The 22539-nt window shown below is 71.0% G+C and carries 17 protein-coding genes; 7 read left to right on the top strand and 10 right to left on the bottom strand.

The window, feature by feature from the left end; translation table 11 throughout:
- Positions 1-4: 4 nt before the first annotated feature.
- Positions 5-565, bottom strand: coding sequence for an LppP/LprE family lipoprotein (locus AWC24_RS20965; RefSeq protein ID WP_174813624.1), 561 nt, complete (start codon positions 563-565; stop codon positions 5-7).
- A 107-nt stretch (positions 566-672) separates the two neighbouring features.
- Between AWC24_RS20965 and AWC24_RS20970 the strand changes: the two genes are divergently transcribed.
- A complete protein-coding gene (locus AWC24_RS20970) occupies positions 673-2418 on the top strand; it encodes a DEAD/DEAH box helicase (RefSeq protein WP_085088966.1) in 1746 nt (581 codons plus the stop codon).
- Positions 2415-3554: an acyltransferase family protein gene (locus AWC24_RS20975; protein WP_085088968.1), complete on the top strand. Its 1140-nt coding sequence runs from the start codon at positions 2415-2417 to the stop codon at positions 3552-3554. Before AWC24_RS20970 ends, AWC24_RS20975 begins: the two co-directional genes overlap by 4 nt.
- Positions 3555-3709: 155 nt before the next feature.
- Here AWC24_RS20975 and AWC24_RS20980 read toward each other — a convergent pair whose 3' ends face one another.
- From AWC24_RS20980 to AWC24_RS20990, 3 genes are all read right to left on the bottom strand, one after another.
- Positions 3710-4312 (bottom strand): TetR/AcrR family transcriptional regulator, encoded by a 603-nt coding sequence (locus AWC24_RS20980; protein ID WP_085088970.1) that lies wholly within the window; start codon positions 4310-4312, stop codon positions 3710-3712.
- The gene (locus tag AWC24_RS20985; RefSeq protein ID WP_109560585.1) at positions 4312-5526 is read right to left on the bottom strand and encodes a cytochrome P450; all 1215 of its coding nucleotides are present in this window, start codon (positions 5524-5526) and stop codon (positions 4312-4314) included. Before AWC24_RS20985 ends, AWC24_RS20980 begins: the two co-directional genes overlap by 1 nt.
- Positions 5527-5638: 112 nt before the next feature.
- Positions 5639-6958: an FAD-binding oxidoreductase gene (locus tag AWC24_RS20990; protein ID WP_234807469.1), complete on the bottom strand. Its 1320-nt coding sequence runs from the start codon at positions 6956-6958 to the stop codon at positions 5639-5641.
- 152 nt (positions 6959-7110) lie between these two features.
- Here AWC24_RS20990 and AWC24_RS20995 point away from each other — a divergent pair, with 152 nt between their 5' ends.
- The 3 genes from AWC24_RS20995 to AWC24_RS21005 are packed head-to-tail and all read left to right on the top strand — an operon-like array spanning position 7111 to position 10104.
- The gene (locus AWC24_RS20995; protein WP_085088976.1) at positions 7111-8211 is read left to right on the top strand and encodes a PecA family PE domain-processing aspartic protease; all 1101 of its coding nucleotides are present in this window, start codon (positions 7111-7113) and stop codon (positions 8209-8211) included.
- A gap of 12 nt (positions 8212-8223) precedes the next feature.
- On the top strand, positions 8224-9051 hold the full coding sequence (locus AWC24_RS21000; protein ID WP_085088978.1) for a uracil-DNA glycosylase: 828 nt from the start codon (positions 8224-8226) through the stop codon (positions 9049-9051).
- A 21-nt stretch (positions 9052-9072) separates the two neighbouring features.
- Entirely contained in the window at positions 9073-10104 is a 1032-nt protein-coding gene (locus AWC24_RS21005; protein ID WP_085089149.1) for an LLM class flavin-dependent oxidoreductase, read from the top strand.
- Here AWC24_RS21005 and AWC24_RS22615 read toward each other — a convergent pair.
- The 4 genes from AWC24_RS22615 to AWC24_RS21025 all read right to left on the bottom strand — a co-directional run bounded on the left by AWC24_RS22615 (position 10101) and on the right by AWC24_RS21025 (position 16388).
- Positions 10101-14180 (bottom strand): PecA family PE domain-processing aspartic protease, encoded by a 4080-nt coding sequence (locus AWC24_RS22615; RefSeq protein ID WP_163705377.1) that lies wholly within the window; start codon positions 14178-14180, stop codon positions 10101-10103. The two genes, AWC24_RS21005 and AWC24_RS22615, sit on opposite strands and share 4 nt — an antisense overlap.
- A 132-nt stretch (positions 14181-14312) precedes the next feature.
- A complete protein-coding gene (locus AWC24_RS21015; RefSeq protein WP_085088980.1) occupies positions 14313-14774 on the bottom strand; it encodes a nitroreductase family deazaflavin-dependent oxidoreductase in 462 nt (153 codons plus the stop codon).
- Positions 14775-14777: 3 nt separating this feature from the next.
- Positions 14778-15224 carry an HIT family protein gene (locus tag AWC24_RS21020; protein WP_085088982.1) on the bottom strand — a complete coding sequence of 149 codons (447 nt, stop codon included), beginning with the start codon at positions 15222-15224 and terminating at the stop codon, positions 14778-14780.
- A 9-nt stretch (positions 15225-15233) separates the two neighbouring features.
- Positions 15234-16388: a MalY/PatB family protein gene (locus AWC24_RS21025; protein ID WP_085088984.1), complete on the bottom strand. Its 1155-nt coding sequence runs from the start codon at positions 16386-16388 to the stop codon at positions 15234-15236.
- A gap of 33 nt (positions 16389-16421) precedes the next feature.
- On the opposite strand from AWC24_RS21025, the gene AWC24_RS21030 reads away from it, so the two are divergent.
- Both AWC24_RS21030 and AWC24_RS21035 read left to right on the top strand, forming a co-directional pair.
- Entirely contained in the window at positions 16422-17534 is a 1113-nt protein-coding gene (locus AWC24_RS21030; protein WP_085088986.1) for an adenylate/guanylate cyclase domain-containing protein, read from the top strand.
- A 167-nt stretch (positions 17535-17701) separates the two neighbouring features.
- The gene (locus AWC24_RS21035; protein WP_085088988.1) at positions 17702-18679 is read left to right on the top strand and encodes an Acg family FMN-binding oxidoreductase; all 978 of its coding nucleotides are present in this window, start codon (positions 17702-17704) and stop codon (positions 18677-18679) included.
- Positions 18680-18851: 172 nt separating this feature from the next.
- Here AWC24_RS21035 and AWC24_RS21040 read toward each other — a convergent pair whose 3' ends face one another.
- Positions 18852-20684 carry an ABC transporter ATP-binding protein gene (locus AWC24_RS21040; protein ID WP_234807470.1) on the bottom strand — a complete coding sequence of 611 codons (1833 nt, stop codon included), beginning with the start codon at positions 20682-20684 and terminating at the stop codon, positions 18852-18854.
- A 53-nt stretch (positions 20685-20737) separates the two neighbouring features.
- Complete coding sequence (locus tag AWC24_RS21045; RefSeq protein WP_085088991.1) at positions 20738-22480, bottom strand: ABC transporter ATP-binding protein; 1743 nt, start codon at positions 22478-22480, stop codon at positions 20738-20740.
- Between the last annotated feature and the right edge of the window lie 59 nt (positions 22481-22539).

Genomic DNA, 22539 nt, shown 5'->3' on the forward strand with positions numbered 1-22539 from the left:
CGCCCTAGCGGGTGGTGTTGCCGATGATCTCGACGCCGGTGCCGTTCCAGTGGAACTTCACCAGGCCGCTCAATCCGGCGATGCCGCTGGCGTTCTGCAGCGCCACCGTGTTCGCGGTGCAGTGCGCGAGGTCGATGCCGTTGAACCCGTAGGTGTCCTGCACCGATTGCGGAAGGAACTCGCCGCGGTGAAACAGCACGGCACGCGTACTCGGCGTCTCGGCGTTGGTGTTGGCTTTCACGATCACCGCGGACAAATCGGCGCACTCGCTGTAGTTGCCGGCCAGCGGTTCCGGGCTCCAGGGCTGCCCGCTGCGCGGGTCTTTGGGTAGCTCCGAGACGGCCTTGGCGATCGCCGGGGCGGCTAGGTTGACCGCGCACGGGTCGGTCGGCGCCGGGCTGGCGGCGGGTGTCGAGGTGATGACGGGCGTCTCGGCCGCGGCGGTGGGGCTGGTGTTCTGCGGGGTCTTGGCGACGGTCGAGTCGCCCGAACCGCAACCGGCCAGCAGCGCCGCGGACAGTGCGCCCAGGCCGGCGAACAGTCCTAACGGTCTTGCGGCAAACACATCGGGCACCGTACCGGCGCGCGGCCGAGAACTTCGGGAGGCGCGGCCGACCGGCGGATCAGTGGTGGCGAATGGCCGGCCTGGTTGGCCGTAGACTGCTAAACGTCATGACCTCGCCTGATGCCCCCGCCGGGCCTATCCCGGACTCGCCGGCCCCGCCCGCAGACCCACCCGTCACTACGTTCGCCGACCTGCAGATACACCCTTCGGTGCTGCAGGCCGTCGTCGACGTCGGCTACGAGACGCCCTCGGCGATTCAGGCCGCCACCATCCCGGCACTGCTGGCCGGCTCCGACGTGGTCGGGCTGGCGCAGACCGGCACCGGTAAGACCGCGGCGTTCGCCATCCCGATCCTGTCGCGCATCGACACCGCCAGTAAGGCCACCCAGGCGCTGGTGCTGGCACCCACCCGGGAGCTGGCGCTGCAGGTCGCCGAGGCGTTCGGGCGCTACGGCTCGCACCTGCCACGCGTCAACGTGCTGCCGATCTACGGCGGCGCGTCCTACACCGTGCAGCTGTCCGGGCTCAGGCGCGGCGCCCAGGTGGTGGTCGGCACCCCGGGCCGGGTCATCGACCACCTGGAGCGGGGCAGCCTGGACCTGTCGCACCTGGACTACCTGGTGCTCGACGAGGCCGATGAGATGCTGCAGATGGGTTTCGCCGAGGACGTGGAGCGCATCCTGGCCGACACCCCGGAGTACAAGCAGGTGGCGTTGTTCTCCGCGACGATGCCGCCGGCGATCCGCCGGATCACCACGCGCTACCTGCATGACCCGGTCGAGGTCACCGTCGAGGCGAAAACCACCACGGCGGAGAACATCTCGCAGCGCTACATCGAGGTCGCCGGCCCGCGCAAGATGGACGCGCTGACGCGGGTGCTCGAGGTCGAGTCCTTCGAGGCGATGATCGTGTTCGTGCGCACCAAGCAGGCCACCGAGGAGGTCGCCGAGAAGCTGCGCGCCCGCGGGTTTGCCGCCGCGGCGATCAACGGCGATATCGCCCAGGCGCAGCGCGAGCGGACCATCGCGTCGCTCAAGAGCGGAAATATCGACATCCTGGTGGCCACCGATGTCGCCGCGCGCGGCCTGGACGTCGAACGCATCTCGCACGTGGTCAACTACGACATCCCGCACGACACCGAGGCCTACGTGCACCGCATCGGGCGCACCGGGCGGGCCGGTCGATCGGGGACCGCGCTGCTGTTCGTCAGCCCGCGGGAACGTCACCTGCTCAAGGCGATCGAGCGGGCGACCCGCCAAAAGCTGACCGAGTCGACGCTGCCCACGGTCGAGGACGTCAACGCCCAGCGGGTGGCGAAGTTCGCCGACTCGATCACCGCCAGCCTCGGCGCGTCCGGCACCGACCTGTTCCGCAGCCTGGTAGAGGAGTACAGCCGGGAACACAACGTGCCGATGGCCGACATCGCCGCCGCCCTGGCGCTGCAGTCCCGCGACGGCGAAGCGTTCCTGATGGAGCCGGAACCGCCTGCGCGGGAACGCCGCTCACGCGAGAACTTCGAGCGTCCCGACCGCAAGGGCGACCGCAAGGGCCCGCCCAAGGAAGGGTTCGCCACCTACCGGATCGCGGTGGGCAAGCGCCACAAGGTCAACCCGGGCGCGATCGTCGGGGCCCTGGCCAACGAGGGCGGGCTGAACCGCAGCGACTTCGGCCACATCAGCATCCGGGTGGACCACTCGCTGGTGGAACTGCCCGCCAAGCTGCCCGGCAAGACGCTCAAGGCGCTGGAGCAGACCCGCATCCAGGGCCAGTTGATCAACCTGCGCCGCGACCGGCCGTCCGGCAAACCCGCTCGCCACGGTGACGGGGGGACGCACCGGAAACGGATGGGATGACGCTGCCGTCCGAGGAGGTCGCCCAGGGCGGACTGGAACAGGTCGCCCACGTCGATCGGGTCGCCTCGCTGACCGGTGTGCGCGCAGTGGCCGCGCTCCTGGTCGTCGGCACCCATGCGGCCTACACCACCGGCAAATACACCCACGGCTATGCCGGCCTGCTGGGTTCCCGGATGGAGATCGGCGTGCCGATCTTCTTCGTGCTCTCCGGTTTTCTGTTGTTCCGGCCCTGGGTGCGGGCCACCGCCCTCGATCGCCCCGATCCGTCGGTGCGGCGCTACGCCTGGCATCGGGTGCGGCGCATCATGCCCGCCTACGTCGTGACGGTGGCGCTGGCCTACCTGATCTATCACTTCCGCACCGCCGGCCCGAACCCCGGTCACAACTGGATCGGCCTGCTGCGCAACTTGACGCTGACCCAGATCTACACCGACAACTACATGTTCGGCTATCTGCATCAGGGCCTCACCCAGATGTGGAGCCTGGCGGTGGAGGTCGCCTTCTATGTGGTGCTGCCCGGGCTGGCCTACCTCACACTGGTGTGGCTGTGCCGGCGACGGTGGCGGCCGGCGCGGCTGCTGGCGGCGCTGGCGGCGTTGGCGTTGATCACCCCGGCGTGGCTGGTGCTGGTGCACACGACCGACTTTCTGCCCGACGGCGCCCGGTTGTGGCTGCCGACCTACCTGCTGTGGTTCCTCGGCGGCATGGCGCTGGCGGTGCTGCAGGCCATGGGTGTGCGCTGCTACGGCTTCGTGGCGATCCCGTTGGCGCTGATCTGCTATCTCATCGCGTCCACCCCGCTGGCCGGCGAACCGACCACCTCGCCGACCAAGCTGTCCGAGGCATTGGTCAAGGCGGTCTTTTATGCCGCGATCGCCACCCTGGCGGTGGCGCCGCTGGCGCTGGGCAATGAGGGCTGGTACGCACGGCTGCTGGCCAGCCGGCCGATGGTGTGGCTGGGGGAGATCTCCTACGAGATCTTCCTGGTCCACCTGGTGCTCATGGAGGTGGTGATGGTGGAAGTGCTGCGCGCCCCGGTCTACACCGGATCGATGCTGAACCTGTTCGTGCTCACCATGGTGGTCACTATCCCGGTGTCATGGCTGCTGCACCGGTTCACCCGGGTGAGGTCCTGAGCCGCGTTCCCGGCGGACCCATAGAGCCCGGCGGACCCATAGAGATAGTTGCCCGCCTTTGAGCGACAAGGTTGGTTATGTCAACCCACAGCTCGGAGCCATCCGGCGCCGGGACTGACATAATGTCAATTGTCGCTCAAAGGCGGGCAACTCTGCTATATCCCTGATCTCGCCCGCGCCGACCCGAGCCGGTCCGGCGCAACGACGACCGGGACTACGAACTGCGCCAGCATCGCCTTCTCGTCCTCGGCGTCGCGCCCCGGAAAGCTCAGCAGCGATGTCATCACCCGCACCACCCAGCGGGCGCGCTGTTCGGTCTCGGCGTCCTTGTCGCCCAGTCCCGCCAGGAACGTCGTGACCATCACGGTGATGACGTCGGACCGTTCGGCCATCGCGGTGCCGATCGGCGGCCCGGTCTCGGCGAACCACGACGCCAGCGCCGGGTTGCCGCGCACCAGGGCCAGCGACTCGGTGATCCCGGTGACCAGCAGCTGCGCCGGGTCGTCGATGCCGGCGAGTCGTTCGGTGAGCTCGTGGTAGAGCGCGTTGGCCCAGCGGTGCACGTAGGCGGTGTACAGCGCGTCGCGGCTCTCGAAGTAGCGATACAGCGTGGCGCGGGAACACCCTGCGGCACGGGCGATTTCGCTCATACCCACCGAGCCGGGGTCGTGGTCGGCGAACAGTTCCTCGGCGGCGTCGAGAATCTTCTCGGCGGCCAGCTCGCCGCGCTGATCCGACAGCCAGGACCGCCCGGCCATCACGCCCCCGCGGTGAACGGCACCGACAGCGGTCGGCGCACGTAAGCGCCGCCGGCCCAACTGATCCCGGCTTCATCGACGGTGAAGTCCGGGCAGCGGGCCAGCAGTTCCTCCAGCGCCACCCGTGCCTGCATGCGGGCGGCCTGGTTGCCGATGCAGTGGTGGGCGCCGTAGCCGAAGGTGAGGATCTGGCGGGGCTTGCGCAGCACGTCGAGTTCCCCGGCGGTCGACCCGAACTGTTGCTCGTCGCGGTTGGCCGAGCCGTAGAGCAGCAGCGCCCGGCGCCCGGCCGGGATGGTGGTGTCGCCGATGGTGACGTCGCGGGTGGCGGTGCGGGCCAGGCCCTGCACCGGCGAGGTCATCCGCAGCAGTTCCTCGACGGCCTCGTGGATCAACGCCGGGTCGTCGACCAGCAGCCGGCGCTGGTCGGGGTGCCGGTGCAGCAATTGCGCTGAGCCGCCGAGCATTCCGGTGGTGGTGTCGTTGCCGCCGGTGACCATGGTGAAGGCGAACGCCAGGATCGCGAAGATCCCGGCGTCGTCGCCCGGAGCGCCCATGCCCGCGGCGACCAGGTGCGAGATGGTGTCCTCTTCCTGGTCGGTGCGGCGCCGTTCGATCAGTCCGCTGAAGTAGGTCATCATCTCGACGACCGCGTCACCGGCGGAGGCGACCCCGTCTTCGCTGACGGTGGCCGCGACGATGGCATCGGTCCAGCGGTCGAACTGGGCGCGGTCGGCCTGCGGCACGCCGAGGAAGTGCGCGACGACCATCGACGGCAGCGGTTTGAACAGTTCGGCGACGATGTCGTGGGTGCCGCCTGCGGCGCGCATCCGTTCGAGGCGCTCGACGACGAACTCCCGGACTTGCGACTCCAGGCGCTTGACGTGTGCGGGGGTGAACGCGCGCGCCACGAGCTTCCGGAACTCGGTGTGCCGCGGCGGGTCCTGCATCACCATCGGCGGGTTGTCCGCCAGGCCGATCATCTCCAGGTCGTTGTAGTTGATCGTCAGGCCCTTGGCCGAGGAGAACGTCTCATGGTCGGCGGCGGCCGTCCAGACGTCGGCGTGCCGGGACAGCACGTAGTAGTCCTGGTCGGGGTGGCCGTCGGGGATCACGTGATGGACCGGGTCGTGCTCGCGCAACGCGGCGTACATCGAGTAGGGATTCGGCCACGTCTCGGCGTTGCACGGCACGAACTGCGGACGAGACATCATCGTTGTCATGTCTCATTGGTACGACATGAGCCGAGGTATGTCAACGGGCGAGTGTGAAATCTACGACGCGAGGCGCGGGAGAGCGTCGCAGGATGCCCAGCCGCGCCGGCGGCTAGATCCCCGAGCCGGGGTTGAGGATGTTCAGCGGGTCCAGCGCCGCCTTGACCCGCTGGTTCAGTGCCATCGCGTCCGGGCCCAGCTGGCGGGCCAGCCACGGCCGCTTCAGCCGCCCGACACCGTGCTCGCCGGTGATGGTGCCGCCCAGCGACAGCGCCAGATCCATGATCTCGCCGTAGGCGGCTTCGGCGCGCTGCACGTGGTCGGGGTCGTTCGGGTCGTGGACGATCAGCGGGTGGGTGTTGCCGTCGCCGGCGTGGGCGATCACCGAGATCATCAGCCGGCGCTCGGCGGCGATCTGCTCGATGCCGGTGATCAGCTCGGCCAGCCTGGGCAGCGGCACCCCGACATCCTCGAGCAGCAGCGGCCCCTTGGCCTCCACCGCCGGGATGCAGAACCGCCGGGCCGCGATGAAGCCTTCGGCCTCGACCGGATCGTCGGTGGAGAACACCTCCTTGGCGCCGTGTTCGGCGAACACCCGCGCCATCAGGTCGACGTCCTCCGCGCCGGCGTGGCCCCGTTCGTCGGAGCCGGCCACCAGCATGGCGGCGGCGTCGCGGTCCAGTCCCATCCGCAGCTGGTCCTCGACGGCGTTGATCGCCGCGGCGTCCATGAACTCCAGCATTGAGGGGCGCAGCCGGCCGGAGACGTCGAGGACCGCGTCGGCCGCGGCGGCCACCGAGTCGAACGTGGCCACCACCACCGCGGACTTCGGCTGGGCCGGAAGCAGCCGCAGGGTCACCTCCGTGATCACCCCGAGGGTGCCCTCGCTGCCGACGAACAGTTTGGTCAGCGACAGCCCGGCGACGTCTTTCAGGCGCGGCCCGCCCAGTCGCACCGCCGTGCCGTCGGCCAGCACCACCTGCAGGCCCAGCACGTAGTCGGTGGTGACGCCGTACTTGACGCAGCACAGCCCCCCGGCATTGGTGGCGATGTTGCCGCCGATGCTGCAGATCTCGAACGACGACGGGTCCGGGGGATACCACAGCCCGTGTTCGGCGACGGCTTTCTTCACCTCGGCGTTGAAGAGGCCGGGCTGGCAGACCGCGGTGCGCGTCACGGGGTCGACGGTGATGTCGCGCATCTTCTCGGTGCACAACACGATCCCGCCGTCGACCGCGGTGGCGCCACCGGACAGTCCGGTGCCCGCACCCCGGGTCACCACCGGAACCCGGTGGTCGGCGGCCCACCGCATGACGGTCTGCACGTCCTCGGTGCGCAGCGGGCGCACCACCGCCAGCGGTGTGCCGGCCAACGGATCCAGGGCGTTGTCCTGGCGGTAGCCCGCGGTGATCGTCGGATCGGTCACCACCATCCCGTCGGGCAGGTCGGTGATCAGCTGGGCCAGGGCATCCACGCAGGTCATCCTACGGAACAGCTGATTGCCCAGAGGCGGTGGCGAATTCCCAGCAAGAAGTCCTTCTTGGACATTGACCGCTTCCGGGTCGGCATTAAGCTCTCCCTGTGATGAGCCTGAGAGGCAGCGCCGGCGCGGCGGGAGTGGCGGTGGCGCTGGCGTTCGGCGCGGTGGCCGGCGCCATGCCCGCCCGGGCCGAGATCGACGAGCTGATCAGCAGTGCGGTCGACGCCGCCTCGGTTCCGCTGTATGTCGCCGGCGACGGATTCGGTCAGCCCATCGTCGACCTGTCCATCGGTGGGGGAGAGACCATTTCGGTCGCGCTGGACACCGGCTCGCAGGGGCTGGTGGTCTCGATCTGGGACGTGCCGTGGCAGGACATCCTCAACGAGCTGGCGCACTTCAGCTTCGACGACATCAACTTCGGGGCGTTCCCGGCCGGCTTCTTTATCGGACTGGACATACCCACCTCGGTCGACTTCGGCAACGGCATCGTCGCGGAGGACACCGTCGTCAACGGGCTGCTGTTCAGCTTCCCGTTCTCGGCTATCGACGCCCAGGCGCTGGCCGGCGCGCCCGTCGACGGCATTCTCGGTGTCGGCCCCAACGCCGGTGGCAGTCATCTGGTGACCGCGGACCTGCCCGGTGAGCTCGGCCAAGGGGTGTTGATCGACGAGCCCGGCGGGCGCCTGGTCTTCGGAGCGCAGCCCGACACCGTGGGCGGCATGGCTCCGATCGCCACCATCGACGGCGCGCCGTTCCCGGGCGCCCCGCGCGATATGGACCCCATCGAGATCCAGTTCGGTGACGGGCCGCTGGTGGAGACCGGCGGGATCTTCGACAGCGGCGGCAAGGGCGGCTGGGTGCCGTCGGAGGCGTTCATGGACTACCTGCTGTGGGAGAACCCGCCGCCGGACCCCGTTGGGTTCCGGGTCCTTGAGCAATTCGAAATTGGATTCGTCCCGGGCGGGGTGCCGGTCTCGGTCTACGCGCCCGACGGCACGCTGCTCTACTCCTACGTCACGCAGGATTCCACCATGCAGGTCATGCCGAACTGGCTGATGAAGATGCTGGTGAACATCGATGGCGTGGTCAACACGGGCAACGCCGCGTTCCTGCACAACCCGGTGTACATCTCCAACGCCGGCGGCGGGGCGATGACCTTCTACGGGAATGCGACGTCTGGCGGAGCCAACACCGTCGAACTGTGATCCAGTAGACCGATGCATCCGCACCCGCGCACCGGTCAGCTCTTCGACTCCCCGGTGCCTCCGGGTGCCGGGTGGCCCGGCGACCCGGCCACCCCGCAAACCCCGCAAACCCCGCAAGCCGCCGACGCCGCGCACGTGGCGCAGCTGGCCGGCCAAACCGAGTCGATCGCCGAACTGGATGCGCTGATCAGTGTGTGCCGGGCCTGCCCGCGGCTGGTGAGCTGGCGCGAAGAGGTGGCCGTCACCAAACGGAAATCGTTTGCCGACCAACCGTATTGGGGACGCCCGGTGCCCGGGTGGGGGTCACCGACACCGCAGCTCGTCATCGTCGGGCTGGCGCCGGCCGCCAACGGCGCGAACCGCACCGGGCGGATGTTCACCGGCGACCGCTCCGGCGACCAGCTCTATGCCGCATTGCACCGCGCCGGACTGGTCAACCAGCCGACCAGCGTTGATGCCGCCGACGGCCTGCACGCCAACAAGATCCGGATCATCGCCCCGGTGCGCTGCGCCCCGCCGGACAACGCGCCGACGACCACCGAGCGCAACACCTGTGCGCCGTGGATCGACGCCGAATGGCGGCTGATCGCCCCGCATGTGCGGGTGATGGTCGCGCTCGGCGGCTTCGCCTGGCAGATCGCGCTGCGGGTGGCCACCGATCAGCCGCCCAAACCCAAACCGAAATTCGGTCACGGCGCGCTCGCCGAACTCAGCCCGACGCTGCGGTTGCTGGGCTGCTATCACCCCAGCCAGCAGAACATGTTCACCGGCCGGCTCACCCCGGCGATGCTCGACGACATCTTCGGGCGGGCCGCTGAGCTGGCGGGACTATCCGGCTGAACCGCCGCGTTGACTATCAACGTGCGCCTATCCGTTCTTGATCTTGTTCCCGTCCGCACCGACCAGTCCACCGCCGACGCGCTGGCCGCCACGGTGCGACTGGCGCAGGCCGCCGACCGGCTCGGATTCACCCGCTACTGGGTGGCCGAGCACCACAACATGCCCTCGGTCGGGGCCACCAGCCCACCGGTGCTGCTGGCCTACCTGGCCGCGCAGACCGCGCGGGTGCGGCTGGGCTCGGGCGGGGTGATGCTGCCCAATCACGCCCCGCTGGCCGTCGCCGAACAGTTCGCGCTGCTGGAGGCCGCCGCGCCCGGCCGTATCGACCTGGGCATCGGGCGGGCGCCCGGTTCGGATCCGGTCACCTCGTTCATGCTGCGCTCCGGCCGGGGCGACGAAGACATCGCGAACTTTCCCGACTATCTCGACCAGGTGCGGGCGATGATGAGCAGCCGCGGCGTGCAGGTCCAACTGCGCGACGGCGACTACCTGCTCAAGGCCACCCCGGCCGCCGTGGCCGAGCCGCGGCTGTGGCTGTTGGGGTCGAGCATGTACTCGGCGCGGCTGGCCGCGGCCAAGGGCCTGCCGTACGTGTTCGCCCACCACTTCTCCGGTCACGGCACCGAGGAGGCGCTGGCCTATTACCGGGAGCATTTCACCGCCAGCGAGGTGTGCCCGGAACCGACGACGTTCCTGACGGTCAATGCCTCGGTCGCCGAAACCCGGGAGGAGGCAACGGCGTTGCTGCTGCCCAACCTGCAGATGATGGCCCGGTTGCGCACCGGGCGGCCGCTGGGTGCGGTCGACCTGGTCGAGGACGCGCAGGCGGCGCCGGTGTCCGACGCCGAGCAGCGCATCATCGACGGCGGACTGCGGCGCGCGGTGGTGGGCGCGCCGGCGGAGGCGGCCGATCAGCTCAAGGCGCTGGCCGCACACTTCGACGTCGACGAGGTGATGGTCAACCCGGTGGCCTCGGCGCGCCGCGGGACCGACCCGGCCACCGCGCCGGGGCGCGAGCAGACGCTGGAACTGCTCGCCAAGGAGCTGTTCTAGCCGCTGAAGATCGTCGACCCGAAACCGCTGGGCCGGTAGTCGATGTAGATCGGGTTCTCCGAGAACGGGAAGTAGCCGCTGTTCATCGAGGAGCTCGACCACACCCACGGGCTGTTGGACGAGGTGGTCGTGTAGGAGTACAGCAGGGTCTGGCCGTCGGCGGTGTACACCGAGATCTCGGTGCCGTCCGGCAGCCGCGAGCCGATGCCGGCACTGGGAACCAGCCACTGCGGGACACTGCCGAACATGCCGCCGGAGTCGATCGATGTGGAAACCGGCTGCGGCACACCACCGTTGATCGACACCATGGTGTCGACGAACGGTGAGCCGGGCACCGACAGCTCCGGCTCCAGCGGGTTGGGGCCGAACACCACTTCGCCGCGGGTGGCGTCGATGAGCACACCCTGGTTCAGGGCACCGGGCAGCGCCGAGATGATCGTCGAGGTCCCGGAGAAACCGTTGTTCGGCCCGATGCCCAGCACCCCGACGATGTTGTACTGGTTGAAGTACTGCGTCATCAGCGCCGTCGACGACGGGTCGACGATATTGACCGCGGTGGGATCGGTGACCAGATCCTCGAAGCAGGTGCCCGCCTTGTCGCAGAACCCGACCGTGGTGTCGTAGGTGGTGTAGCTGTAGGACTGGCCGCCCAGGCCGGCGTAGCTTGCGCTGCCGGTGAAGACCGAGTCGCCCAGACCCTGACTGTTGCCCAGGATCGTCAACCCGGTGGAACCGGTGTCGATCTGGACCGGCACCGGCGGGCCGCCGTTGATCGAGATGTAGACGATCGGGCTGATCCCATTGCTTTGCAGATACAGCGGGATGGTCGCGTTGACCGGGCCGTCGGGCCCGCCGGCGATCCCGTCGGCCGCGCTGCCCGAGCCCGCCCCGCCGCTGCCCCCGGCGCCGTTGGCGCCGTTGCTGCCGACCGGTCCGCCGTCCCCACCGGTGCCGCCGTCGCCGCCGTCGCCCCCGGTGGCGCCGGCGCCACCGGCGGCCACACTGCCTGCGGCTCCACCGTCGCCGCCGTCACCGGCCGCCCCGCCGTGCACGTTGGTCGACGCGAGGGTGGTGTCGCCGCCGTGACCGCCGTCGCCGCCGTCGCCGCCCGCGCCGGCGTTGCCGCCGGTGCCCGCGTGGGCACCCCAGCCGCCGGCCCCGCCGGAACCGGCATTACCGCCCGCCCCGCCGTCGCCGCCGTCACCACCGCTGGACCCCTGCGAGTAGAAGCTGCCGGTGGCGTCCCCGCCGTCGGCCCCGGCGCCGCCCACTCCGCCATTGCCACCGGTGCCGCCGTTGAACCCGGCATCGCCGACACCGCCGGTGCCGCCGGCTCCCGCCGCTCCGCCGTTCCCGCCGACACCGCCGATCCCGACCGGCGCCCGGTTGATTCCGGGCTGGGAGAAGGAGCCCGATCCGGGGGCGCCGCCGGCGCCGGCCGCCCCGCCGTTGCCGCCGTCGCCGCCGGTGCCACCCGAACTGTCCACCCCGGCCCCGCCGGTGCCGCCGCCGCCACCGGTCCCGCCACTGCCGCCGGCGCCGCCGTCGCCGTTGGTGCCGAACCGGCCGTGCTCGCCCAGGTCCGCGTTGCCCTGGTAGGACGAACCGCCCGCGCCACCGGAGCCGCCGGTCCCGCCGTGGCCGCCGTCGAAGCCGGTGCCGCCGCCGGAGGCGCCGCCGTCGCCGAGCCCGCCGTTGCCGCCCACGCCGCCGGCCCCGCCGTCGCCGCCGCTGCCGTACTGGACGTTGTTGGCGACGTCCAGGGTGGCGATGCCGTTGCCGCCGCCGTTGCCGCCGGCCCCGCCCGCGCCTCCGGCGCCGCCGTTGCCGGTGCCGGCGCCGTGCGCGCTGACGCTGCTGCCGCCGGCCCCGCCGGCCCCGCCGATGCCGCCGTTGCCGCCGCTGCCGGGCAAGGTGGCGCTGGGGGGAAGTTGGGATTGGTCCAGGCCGCGGCCACCGTCGCCGGCCGTGCCGCCGGCCCCGCCCGCGCCGCCGTTGCCGTCGCCCAGCGAGCTGCCGCCGTTGCCGCCGGCCCCGCCGTTGCCACCGTCACCGGCATTGCCGCCGTTGGTAGCCGCGACGCCGTTCGCGCCGTTGGCGCCGTTGCCGCCGGCTCCGCCATTGCCACCGTTGCCGTGGACGCTGCCGGTCCCGCCGTCGCCGCCGTTGCCGCCGTGGCCGCCGGCGGTGGTGGCGGTGTAACCGTTGCCACCGTTGCCGCCGTGGCCGCCGTTGCCGGTTCCGCTCTCACCGCCCTTGCCGCCGCTGGGTGCGCCGGTGCCGGTAGGACCGGTACCGCCGGCACCACCGCTGCCGCCGCTCCCACCGGTTCCGGCGCCGCCGCCGTTTCCGCCCCGGCCGCCGTCGATGTGGGCGGCGTTGCCGTCGCCGCCCCGGCCGCCGTCGCCGGGGTCACCGCCGGTGCCGCCGGTCCCGCCGTCGCCGCCCACGCCCCGCTGGCCCGCGGTTCCGTGGGTTGCCGTGCCTCCTGCGCCGCCGCTCCCACCGGTGCCCCCGGTGCCGCCGCGGCCGCCGTCGCCACCGTTGCCGCCGGTCCCGCCGCCGACACCACCGGCCGCGCCGTCGGTTCCGCTGCCGCCGGTGCCACCCGTTCCGCCGGTGCCGCCCGCTCCGCCGTGTCCGCCGTTGCCGCCGAGGGCCCCGCCCGCGCCGCCGGCTCCGCCGGATCCGCCGGTGCCGCCCTGGCCACCCGCATCACCGGTGGCGCCGAATCCGGACCCGTCACTGCCATGCGCGCCGATCCCGCCCTGACCGCCCGCGCCGCCGTTACCGCCGTCGCCGTACGCGCCGCCATTGCCGCCCGCCCCGCCGGCTCCGCCGACTCCGGTGGCCGCGTCGAAGCCCGCCCCGCCGGCTCCGCCGTTACCCCCGGTGGTCCCGGCCAATCCGGCTGCGCCGGCAATGCCGTCGGCGCCGCTTCCGGCTCGACCGCCGACTCCCGCGGCGCCGCCTGCGCCGCCGGTTCCAGCCTGGCCCGGGTCGCCGCCGTTGCCGCCGGCCCCGCCGTCGGGGTGGGCGGCTGTGCCCGCCGCGCCGACCCCGCCGGTTCCGCCCAGGCCCGCGGCGCCGCCGCGACCGCCGTCACCGCCGTCGCCGTTGGCGCCCGCGGTTCCGTGAGCCGATGCGCCACCGGCCCCGCCCACACCGCCGTTGCCGCCGGCCCCGCCGTTGCCGCCGTTGTCTGCGTCGCCGCCGGCTCCGCCGTTGCTGGCGAAGTCACCGGTGTGGCCGTCATTCCCGGCCGCACCGGCCCCGCCCGCGCCGCCGGCTCCGCCGGCACCGCCGCGTCCGCCGTCGCCGAACTGTGCTGCAAGACTCGCCCCGCCGGCCCCGCCGGCCCCGCCGGACCCGCCGATACCACCTGAACCGCCGCTGGCGCCCATGGCACCGGCAGCCCCGGCACCGCCGGCACCACCGTTGCCGAACCACCAGCCGATCGCGTCCCCACCGGCTCCGCCGGCCCCGCCGACACCGCCGTTGATACCGATCCCGCCGTCGCCGCCGGCACCACCGTTGCCCATGATCGACCCGCCGGCGCCACCGATGCCCCCGGCCGCACCGGCGCCGCCGTCACCGCCGGCGCCACCGTCGCCGAACATGCCGGCCGCCCCGCCGTTGCCGCCGGCCACCCCGGCGGCGCTCTGGTCGTAGCCGTCACCGCCGTCGCCGAACCACAGGCCGCCCGCGCCGCCGTGGGGGTTCTCCGCCGTCCCGTCGACACCGTTGCCGATCACGTAGGACCCGAGCATCTGGTTGATGCCGTCGTTGACCTGTTCGCCGAAGGGGCTGGTGATCCACGCCTGGAGCTGGGCGTGCAGCGGGTCGTAGAAGAACTGGTCGAACAGTGCCGCGGTGTCGAACGGGTCGGAGTCGGCGGCCACCCCCGGGGTGAACAGGTCGATCAGCCAGTCCAGGTCTGCGTCGGCGTGCGCCGGCGGCGCGGGAGCGACGGGGCCGAGCCCGAATGTCCCACCGATGGCACCGGCCGCGAGCACGGCACCGATCGCGGTGCGAGCCCGGTGCCGGTGACTTGGCTGCGAATTACGTCGGCGCATCGCCCACCTTGCCTAGATCGAGGGCGAAGCCTGCCCGGAGGCCCACGCGCGACAGCGTGGTCCAGCCAAAGTACTACCTAAGTAAGGACTGAACAACGGACAAGTGGATTCCACAGGCAGAAACACGGGCGGTTAAGTGGACGCGGCCGCCGGTGTCAAGACCACCACCGGGATCGGCCGGGAGGTGCGCCGCTGGTAGGCCTCGTACCGGTGGGCGTTGTTGGTGTTGACGATCTGCCACAGCCGGGCGTAGTCGGGGTCGTCGGGCAGCACCGGCCGCGCGGTGACGGCGAAGCGTGCCGGCCCGACGTTGATCTCGACGTCCGGATGCGCCTTGAGGTTGTGGTACCAGCCGGGGGAGCGCGGCGCCCCGCCCATCGACGCCACGATCAGATACGTCTGTCCGTCTCGGGCGTAGGTCAGCGAATTGGTGCGGGCCTGGCCGGTCTTGGCGCCGACGGTGTGCAACAGCAGGCTGGGCGGCACGCCCGGGAACCGGTGCCCGATCCGTCCGTTGGTGCCCTGATACAGCTTGTCGTGCAGGCGCAGCAGTCGCATCCCGAATTGATTCTCGACCCAGCTGGCGATGTCCATGACTCAGTCTGGCGCAGCGGCGTCCAATCGTGCCACCGCCGCCCGCAGCAGTTCCCCGGTGCGCTCCCGGTCCGGGTCCCGGCGCACCAGCATGCCCTTGGCGAAGGACAGCTTGTCGCCTAGACCGACACCGCGGCGCGGCACCACGTGCAGGTGGATGTGGAACACGCTTTGAAACGCCGCCTTGCCGTCGTTGATCGCCAGGTTGTTGCCATCGGCATGCAGCCCGGAGGCCCGAGCCGCCAGGGCGACCCGCTGCCCGACCGCGAGCATGCCGGCCAGCGTGGCCGCCGGGGTGTCGGTCAGGTCCACGAAATGCTGTTTGGGGATCACCAGGGTGTGGCCGCGGGTGAACGGCCGGATGTCGAGGAACGCCAGGTAGTCGTCGTCTTCGAAGATCCGAACGGCCGGGGCGTCGCCGGCGACCACGGCGCAGAACACGCAGGACATCTCGCCACGTTAACCGTTCAGTGCGGCGGCCATCGCGTCGATGGCCCGGTCCAGGATGGCCCGGGTGGTGCCGAAGTTCAGTCGCGCGAAGCCGGGACCGGCCCCGAACGGGATGCCGGGACTCAATGCCACGCGTGCGTTGGCCAGCAGATAGTCGGCCGGCTCGGCCGGCAGCGTCAACTCCCGGAAGTCGACCCAGGCCAGGTAGGTGGCCTCGGGCCGGTTGACCCGCAGCCCCGGCACCGCCGCCGGCAGCACCCGGCTCAGGTGGTCGCGGTTTCCCCGCAGGTAGGCCAGCAGACCGTCGAGCCAGTCGGCGCCGTGGGTGTAGGCGGCGATGTTGGCGCGGATGCCGACGGTGGCCGCGCCCATGACGTGCAGCATGTTGATGTTGCGCCACGCATCGACGTCGCGCTGGTTGGACAGGATTACCTGGGCGCACATCAGGCCGGGCAGGTTCCAGCCCTTGGAGGCCGACATCAGCGTGACGACGGTGTCGGCGGCGGCCTCGGACACCGAAGCGGCCGGCACGTGGCGGCCGTCGTAGACCAGCGGCGCGTGGATCTCGTCGGCGATCACCCTCGCGCCGTGGCGGGCGGCGATGTCGACGATCGCGCTGATCTCCGCGGCGGTGAACGCGGTGCCCAGCGGATTGTTCGGGTTGCACAGGATCAGCGACCCGGCACCGCCGGCGAACGCGGCGTCGAGGGCATCCAGGTCGATCACGTAGCGTCCGGACTTCTGTTGCAGCATAGGGATTTCCACCCGTTGTCGTCCGGAGACCTGCAGCAGGTCGAAGAACGGCATGTAGGCCGGAACCGGCAGCACCACCGGGCTCTCCGGGCGGGTGAGAAACGCGATGACCACTTCCATGCCCTTGAGCACGTCGGGCACGGTGCGCACCCATTCGGGCCGGACGGCCCAGCCGTACCGCTGCTCGCACCAGCGCGCGGTGGCCACCGGCAGGTCGTCGGAGCCCAGCGCCGGATAACCGAACTCCTCGTCGGCCACGCAGGCCCGCACCCCGTCGAGCACCGCCGGCGCGGTGGGGAAGTCCATCTCGGCGATCCACAGCGGCAGCACGTCGGGGCCGTAATGGTTCCACTTGATGGTGTTGCGGGCGCGCAGCCGCTCGTCGGTCAGGGAGTCGAAGACTTCAGCCACACCGACAGTCTGCCGGGAGATACGTTTGCGGGCGTGGCTGATACCGAGATCGATGAATTGCTCGACGGGCTAGACGGTGTCGCACGGGCCGAACGCGCCGAACTTATCGAATGGCTGCTGGGGCAGGGCATCACCGCCGATGAGATCCGCGTCTCGGCTTCGCCGATGTTGCTGGCGTCGCGGCGGCTGATCGGTGACGACGGCAGCTACGTCTCGGCGCGTGACATCAGCGAATCCGCTGGAGTGGATCTCGAGCTGCTGCAGCGCCTGCAGCGCGCGGTCGGGTTGCCCTGGGTGGACGACCCCGATGCGGCGGTGCAGATGCGCGCCGACGGCAACATCGCGGTGCACGCGCGCCGATTCATCGAGTCCGGTATCGGTGCCGAGCACGCCCTGCAGACGCTGCGGGTGCTGGCCGACGGGCTGGCGCACGCCGTCGACCCGATGCGTGCGGCGATGCTGTCGGCGATCGTGGAGCCGGGTGCCACCGAGTTGCAGATCGCGCAGCGCTCCCAGGAATTGGTGGGCCGGCTGGCGCCCCTGCTGGGCCCGTTCGTGCAGGACATGCTGTTGATGCAGCTGCGCCATCAGTTCGACACCGACGCCGTCAACGCCGGAGAGCGGGCCGCGGGCGCACCATTGCCTGGTGCGCGGCACGTCACCGTCGCGTTCGCCGACCTGGTGGGTTTCACCCGCCTCGGCGAGATGGTCCCGCCCGAGGAGCTGGTCCAACTCGCCGAGCGCCTCACCGGGCTGGCGCGGGAGATCGCCGTTCCGCCGGTGCGGTTCATCAAGACCATCGGCGACGCGGTGATGTTCGTCTGCCCGGAGCCCGCGCCCCTGGTCGATGCGGTGCTGCGGTTGGTCGAGGCGGTCGCTGCCGATGAGAGCCTGCCGCGGCTGCGCGCCGGGATCGCGGCGGGGGAGGCGGTGAGCCGGGTCGGGGACTGGTTCGGCAGCCCGGTGAACCTGGCCAGCCGGGTGACCGGGGCGGCACGGCCGGGCAGCGTGTTGGTGGCCGGGCCGGTGCAGGACGCACTCGCCGACGACGAGGCCTTCCGCTGGTCGTTCGCCGGAGCGCGGCACCTCAAGGGCATCAAGGGTGAGGTGAGCGTGTTCCGGGTCCGGCGCGCTGCACCGGCCTGAGCGCTGTCCGTCCCGGCTAGGGGCGGCATCTGACGACATGGTCCTCAATCGGCGACGACGGACGCGGGCTGCGTGACCAAAGCCGACCGGCCGGTGACCAACGGCCCCTGTCGCGGCTGCACCGGGCCTGGGAGCCTGGAGGTCAACGGAGCTGTTGGAGGTGGCTGATGCCGGACACGATGGTCGACGTCGAGATTCTCACCGAAGCGGTGCGGTTGGCCTGCCGGGCGCCGTCGCTGCACAACAGCCAGCCGTGGCGATGGGTTGCCGAGCGCGGCCGCTTGGAGCTCTTCTTGGAACCGTCCCGGGCGGTGCACGGCGACCAGTCGGCGCGTGAGGCGTTGATCAGTTGCGGCGCGGTGCTCGACCACCTGCGGGTGGCGATGGCCGCAGCCGGGTTCACGGCTGAGGTGCAGCGGTTCCCGGATGCGCAGCACCCGGACCACCTGGCGTCGATCGAGTTCACTCCCGGCGGGCGCGTCAGCGATATGCAGCGCTATCGGGCCAACGCGATCCTGCTGCGGCGCACCGATCGGCTGCCGTTTATGGCGCCGAGCAACTGGGAGCCGCTCGAGGCGGTGCTGCGTGACAGTGTCGACGATCCGGTGCGGCTGTGTGTGCTCGGCGACGGGGTGCGCGCCAAGCTGGCCGAGGTGTCCCAGCTCTCCGAGGCGCTGCGCATGTACGACGCGGCGTATCACGCCGAAATCAACTGGTGGACGGCGCCGTTCGAGGTCCGGGATGGGATTCCGCAGAGCGCGCTGGTGTCGGCCGCCGAAAGCGACCGGGTCGACATCGGTCGCGCCTTCCCGGTCACCCGGAATCGGGAGCGTCGTGTCGAGGTCGGCGACGACCACGCGACGATCGTGCTGTTGTCGACGGCCACCGATAATCCGTCCGACACGCTGGCCTGCGGCGAGGCGCTCTCGGCGGTGCTACTGGAGTGCACGATGGCCGGCTTGGCCACCTGCCCGGTGACGCATGTGACCGAGGTGCCGGCCGGGCGGGCGATGCTGGCAGCGGTGGCCGGTCGCGACGACCTTCCGCAGGTGCTGATCCGGATCGGCGGCGCACCGGCGCTGGAGACGGCGCCGGAGCCGACACCGCGACGTGCACTCGCCGAGGTGCTGCACGTCAAGGGCTGATCACCGGAGACATGGGGCAGGCCCGGCTGACGTGGGGGACGTCTTACACATCCTGCGTGGCTGGCTTTCACCCGCTGGGCCAGCTCTTCGGTTCGGTCATGTCCGGGCCTGCTTCGGGGTCGAATCTACGCCGGTGACCACTGGTCAGCAATGGGTGATTTCGGGCCGCAGCTCAACTGCCCTCGGCCATCGCCCAGTACGCCCCGCGGCGGGCCAGCAGCTCGGCATGCGTGCCCTGTTCGACGATCCGGCCGGCCTGCATCACCAGGATCAGGTCTGCGTCGCGGATTGTGGAGAGCCGGTGGGCGATGATGAAACTCGTGCGGTCCCTGCGCAGTTCGCGCATCGCCCGCTGGATCAGTAGTTCGGTGCGGGTGTCCACCGAGCTGGTCGCCTCGTCGAGGATCAGCAGTTGCGGGCGGGCCAGGAACGCCCGGGCGATGGTGATGAGTTGTTTCTCCCCGGCGCTGATGCCGGCGCCGTCGTCGCTGACCCGGGTGGCATAGCCGGCGGGCAAACCACGCACGAAGGCGTCGACGTGGGCGGCGCGTGCGGCCGCGAGCAATTCGTCCTCGGTGGCGTCGGGGCGACCGTAGCCGATGTTGTCGGCGATGGTGCCGGTGAACAGCCAGGTGTCCTGCAGCACCATCCCGATCGACGAGCGCAGCGAGCAGCGATCCACGCCGGCGATGTCCACCCCGTCGATCAGGATCTGCCCGCGGTCCACGTCGTAGAAGCGCATCAGCAGGTTGACCAGGGTGGTCTTGCCGGCCCCGGTCGGCCCGACGATCGCCACCGTGCTGCCCGGCTCGACGCTCAGTGACAGGTCTTCGATCACCGGAACACCGGGCCGGTAGCCGAAGCTGACGTCACGGAACTCGACGCGACCGATCGGCCCGGACCCATCGGGGCACAGTGCGACTCCGACCGGGGACGCGGCCTCTTCGGGCTCGTCGAGGAACGCGAACACCCGCTCGGCGCTGGCCGCCCCGGACAGCAGCGTGTTGTACATGCCCGCCAGGTTGCCCAGCGGCTGGTTGAACTGGCGCACGTAGGCGATGAACGCCTGGATGCTGCCCAGGGTGATCTGGCCGGTCGCCACCTGAAAGCCGCCGATCACCGCGACCGCGACGTAGCCCAGGTTGCCCACCAGTCCGGTGGCCGGGGCCACCAGACCGGAGAAGAACTGGGCGCCGAACCCGGCCCGGTACAGCTCGTCGTTGTGCTCATCGAAGCGCTGCTGCGCCCAGTCGCGGTGGCCGAACGTGCGGACCAGCGTGAAGCCGCTGTAGGTCTCCTCCAGGTGGGCGCCCAGCCGCCCGGTGGCGGCCCACTGCGCGGCGAACAGTCGCTGCGAACGCCGGGTGATCCACCGCACCGCCAGCAGCGACACCGGCACCCCCACCAGCGTGACCGCGGTCAGCAGCGGCGAGATGGACAGCATCATCGCCAGCACCACCAGCACGGTGAGCACCGAGGAAAACAGTTGGCTGATCGTCATCGACACCGACGTGGCGGTGTTGTCGACGTCGTTGGTGACCCGGCTGAGCAGCTCACCGCGGCGCTGGGTGTCGAAGTAGCGCAACGGCAGCCGGTGCACCTTGTTCTCGACGTCACGGCGCAACGTGCGCAGGGTGCGCTGCAGGATCACGTTGAGCAGCCGGGCCTGGGACCAGATCATCACCGCCCCAACCAGATACAGTCCCGTCGCCAGCGCCAGGGTGCGCGCTACCGCGGCGAAGTCGACGCCGGCGCCGGGCACCACGTCCATCCCGGACAGCATGTCGGCGTAGGTGCCGTTGCCGGCGGCGCGGGCGGCCTCGACCGCCTGCTGCTTGGTCATGCCCGCGGGCAGGCCGCGGCCGATCACCCCGTTGAACACCAGGTCGGTGGCGTGCCCGAGGATCCGCGGTCCGGCCACCCCGATCGCGATACCGGCCAGCGACAAACCGATCACCGCGGCGATCAGCCGGCGCTGCGGGCCCATCCGGCGCACCAGCCGCATCGCGGTCACCGAGAAGTCGGTGGCCCGCGCGGCCGGATCCAGCACCGGGCCCGTCACACCGGCTCACCCGCCAGTGACTGGGATTCGGCGAGCTCGGCGTAGGCGGGGCATTCGGCCAGCAGTTGCCGATGGGTTCCGGCGCCGACCACCCGCCCGTCGTCGACGACGATCACCTGATCGGCCCGGGTGACCGTCGAGATCCGTTGCGCCACGATGATCACCGTCGCCGCGGCGGCCACCTCACCCAGGGCGGCGCGCACCGCGGCATCGGTGCGGGTGTCCAGTGCGGAGAAGGCGTCGTCGAACAGATAGATCGGGGGCCGGCGGATCACCGCCCGGGCGATCGCCAGCCGCTGCCGCTGCCCCCCGGACAGGTTGATGCCGCCCTGGGCCACCGGCATCGCCAGCCCGTCGGGGTGGGCGGCCACGAAGTCAGCAGCGGCGGCCACCCGCAGCGCCTCCCACAGCTGCTCGTCGCTGACCGATGTGCCGGCCGGGGCGCCGTAGCGCAGGTTGTCGGCGACGGTGCCGGAGAACAGGTAGCCGCGCTGCGGCACCAGCCCGATGCCCGACCACAACTGTTCGGGGTCGCGGTCGCGCACGTCCACGCCGTCGATGAGCACTGCGCCCTCGGTGACGTCGCGCAGCCGGCAGATCAGTGACACCAGGGTGGATTTCCCCGACCCGGTGGAGCCGACGATCGCGGTGGTGGTCCCGGGCGACGCATCAAAGGACACGTCGCGCAGCACCGCCCGGTCGGCGCCGGGATAGCGGAAACCCACCCCGGAAAGCCGGACCTCGCCGGTGGCGGCTGCCGGTGTCACCGGGTGTGCCGGTGTGCCGATCGTCGGCTCGGTGGACAGCACCTCGGTGATCCGCTCGGCGCACACCGAGGCGCGCGGCAGGATCGCCACCACCATGGTGGCCATCAGCACCGCCATCAGTATCTGCATGAAATAGGACAGGAAGGCGATCAGCGAGCCGACCTGCATGTGCCCGGCGTCGATGCGCAGCCCGCCGAACCAGATCAGCGCGACGCTGGAGGCGTTGATGATCAACGTGGTGGCCGGCAGCATCAGCGCCTGCAGGTTGCCGACGGCCAGCGAGGTGTCCGACAGGGCGTGGTTGGCGACCGCGAACCGGTCCCGCTCGAAGGGCTCGCGGGCGAACGCCCGGATCACCCGGATCCCGGTGAGCTGGTCGCGCAGCACCCGGTTGATGTTGTCGATCAGCATCTGCATGCGGCGAAACAGCGGCAGCATCCGGACCACGATCGCGTAGTTGGCGCCGGCCAGCACCGGCACGGCCACCGCCAGCAGCCAGGCCAGCCCGGCGTCTTGGTGCAGCGCCATCGCCACCCCGCCGATGCTCATGATCGGCGCGGCGACCAGCACGGTCGCGCTCAACTGCACCACCAGCTGGATCTGGCGGACGTCGTTGGTGGTGCGGGTCAACAACGTCGGGGTGCCGAACCGGGCGCTCTCGCGCTCGGAGAACCCGATGACCCGGGCGAACACCGCCCGGCGCAGGTCCCGGCCGAAACCGGTGCCGGTGCGCGCGCCGAAGTACACCGCCGCCACCGCGCACAGCACCTGCAGGCCGGTGACCGCCAGCATCACCGCGCCCAGCCGGGTGATGACGGCGGTGTCGCCGCGCACCACCCCGTCGTCGATGATCGAGGCGTTGACGGTCGGCAGGTACAGCGAGGCCAGACTGCTGATCAACTGCAGCGTCATAACCGCCGCGACCGGCCACCGGTACGGCTTGATGTAGCAGCGCAGCAGCGCCAGAAGCATGGGGTTACTGTCGCACACCGGGGTGTGCCGGCCGCGGCAGCGACGGTCGCGGGGCGACA

It is taken from the genome of Mycolicibacter senuensis, from assembly GCF_002101885.1.
GTDB lineage: Bacteria > Actinomycetota > Actinomycetes > Mycobacteriales > Mycobacteriaceae > Mycobacterium > Mycobacterium senuense.

Coding starts and splice junctions, on each gene's coding strand:
- AWC24_RS20970 (WP_085088966.1), top strand. CDS start 673: ATGACCTCGCCTGATGCCCCCGCCGGGCCTATCCCGGACTCGCCGGCC.
- AWC24_RS20975 (WP_085088968.1), top strand. CDS start 2,415: ATGACGCTGCCGTCCGAGGAGGTCGCCCAGGGCGGACTGGAACAGGTC.
- AWC24_RS20980 (WP_085088970.1), bottom strand. CDS start 4,312: ATGGCCGGGCGGTCCTGGCTGTCGGATCAGCGCGGCGAGCTGGCCGCC.
- AWC24_RS20985 (WP_109560585.1), bottom strand. CDS start 5,526: ATGATGTCTCGTCCGCAGTTCGTGCCGTGCAACGCCGAGACGTGGCCG.
- AWC24_RS20990 (WP_234807469.1), bottom strand. CDS start 6,958: ATGGTGGTGACCGATCCGACGATCACCGCGGGCTACCGCCAGGACAAC.
- AWC24_RS20995 (WP_085088976.1), top strand. CDS start 7,111: ATGAGCCTGAGAGGCAGCGCCGGCGCGGCGGGAGTGGCGGTGGCGCTG.
- AWC24_RS21000 (WP_085088978.1), top strand. CDS start 8,224: ATGCATCCGCACCCGCGCACCGGTCAGCTCTTCGACTCCCCGGTGCCT.
- AWC24_RS22615 (WP_163705377.1), bottom strand. CDS start 14,180: ATGCGCCGACGTAATTCGCAGCCAAGTCACCGGCACCGGGCTCGCACC.
- AWC24_RS21015 (WP_085088980.1), bottom strand. CDS start 14,774: ATGGACATCGCCAGCTGGGTCGAGAATCAATTCGGGATGCGACTGCTG.
- AWC24_RS21020 (WP_085088982.1), bottom strand. CDS start 15,224: ATGTCCTGCGTGTTCTGCGCCGTGGTCGCCGGCGACGCCCCGGCCGTT.
- AWC24_RS21035 (WP_085088988.1), top strand. CDS start 17,702: ATGCCGGACACGATGGTCGACGTCGAGATTCTCACCGAAGCGGTGCGG.
- AWC24_RS21040 (WP_234807470.1), bottom strand. CDS start 20,684: ATGCGGCTGGTGCGCCGGATGGGCCCGCAGCGCCGGCTGATCGCCGCG.
- AWC24_RS21045 (WP_085088991.1), bottom strand. CDS start 22,480: ATGCTTCTGGCGCTGCTGCGCTGCTACATCAAGCCGTACCGGTGGCCG.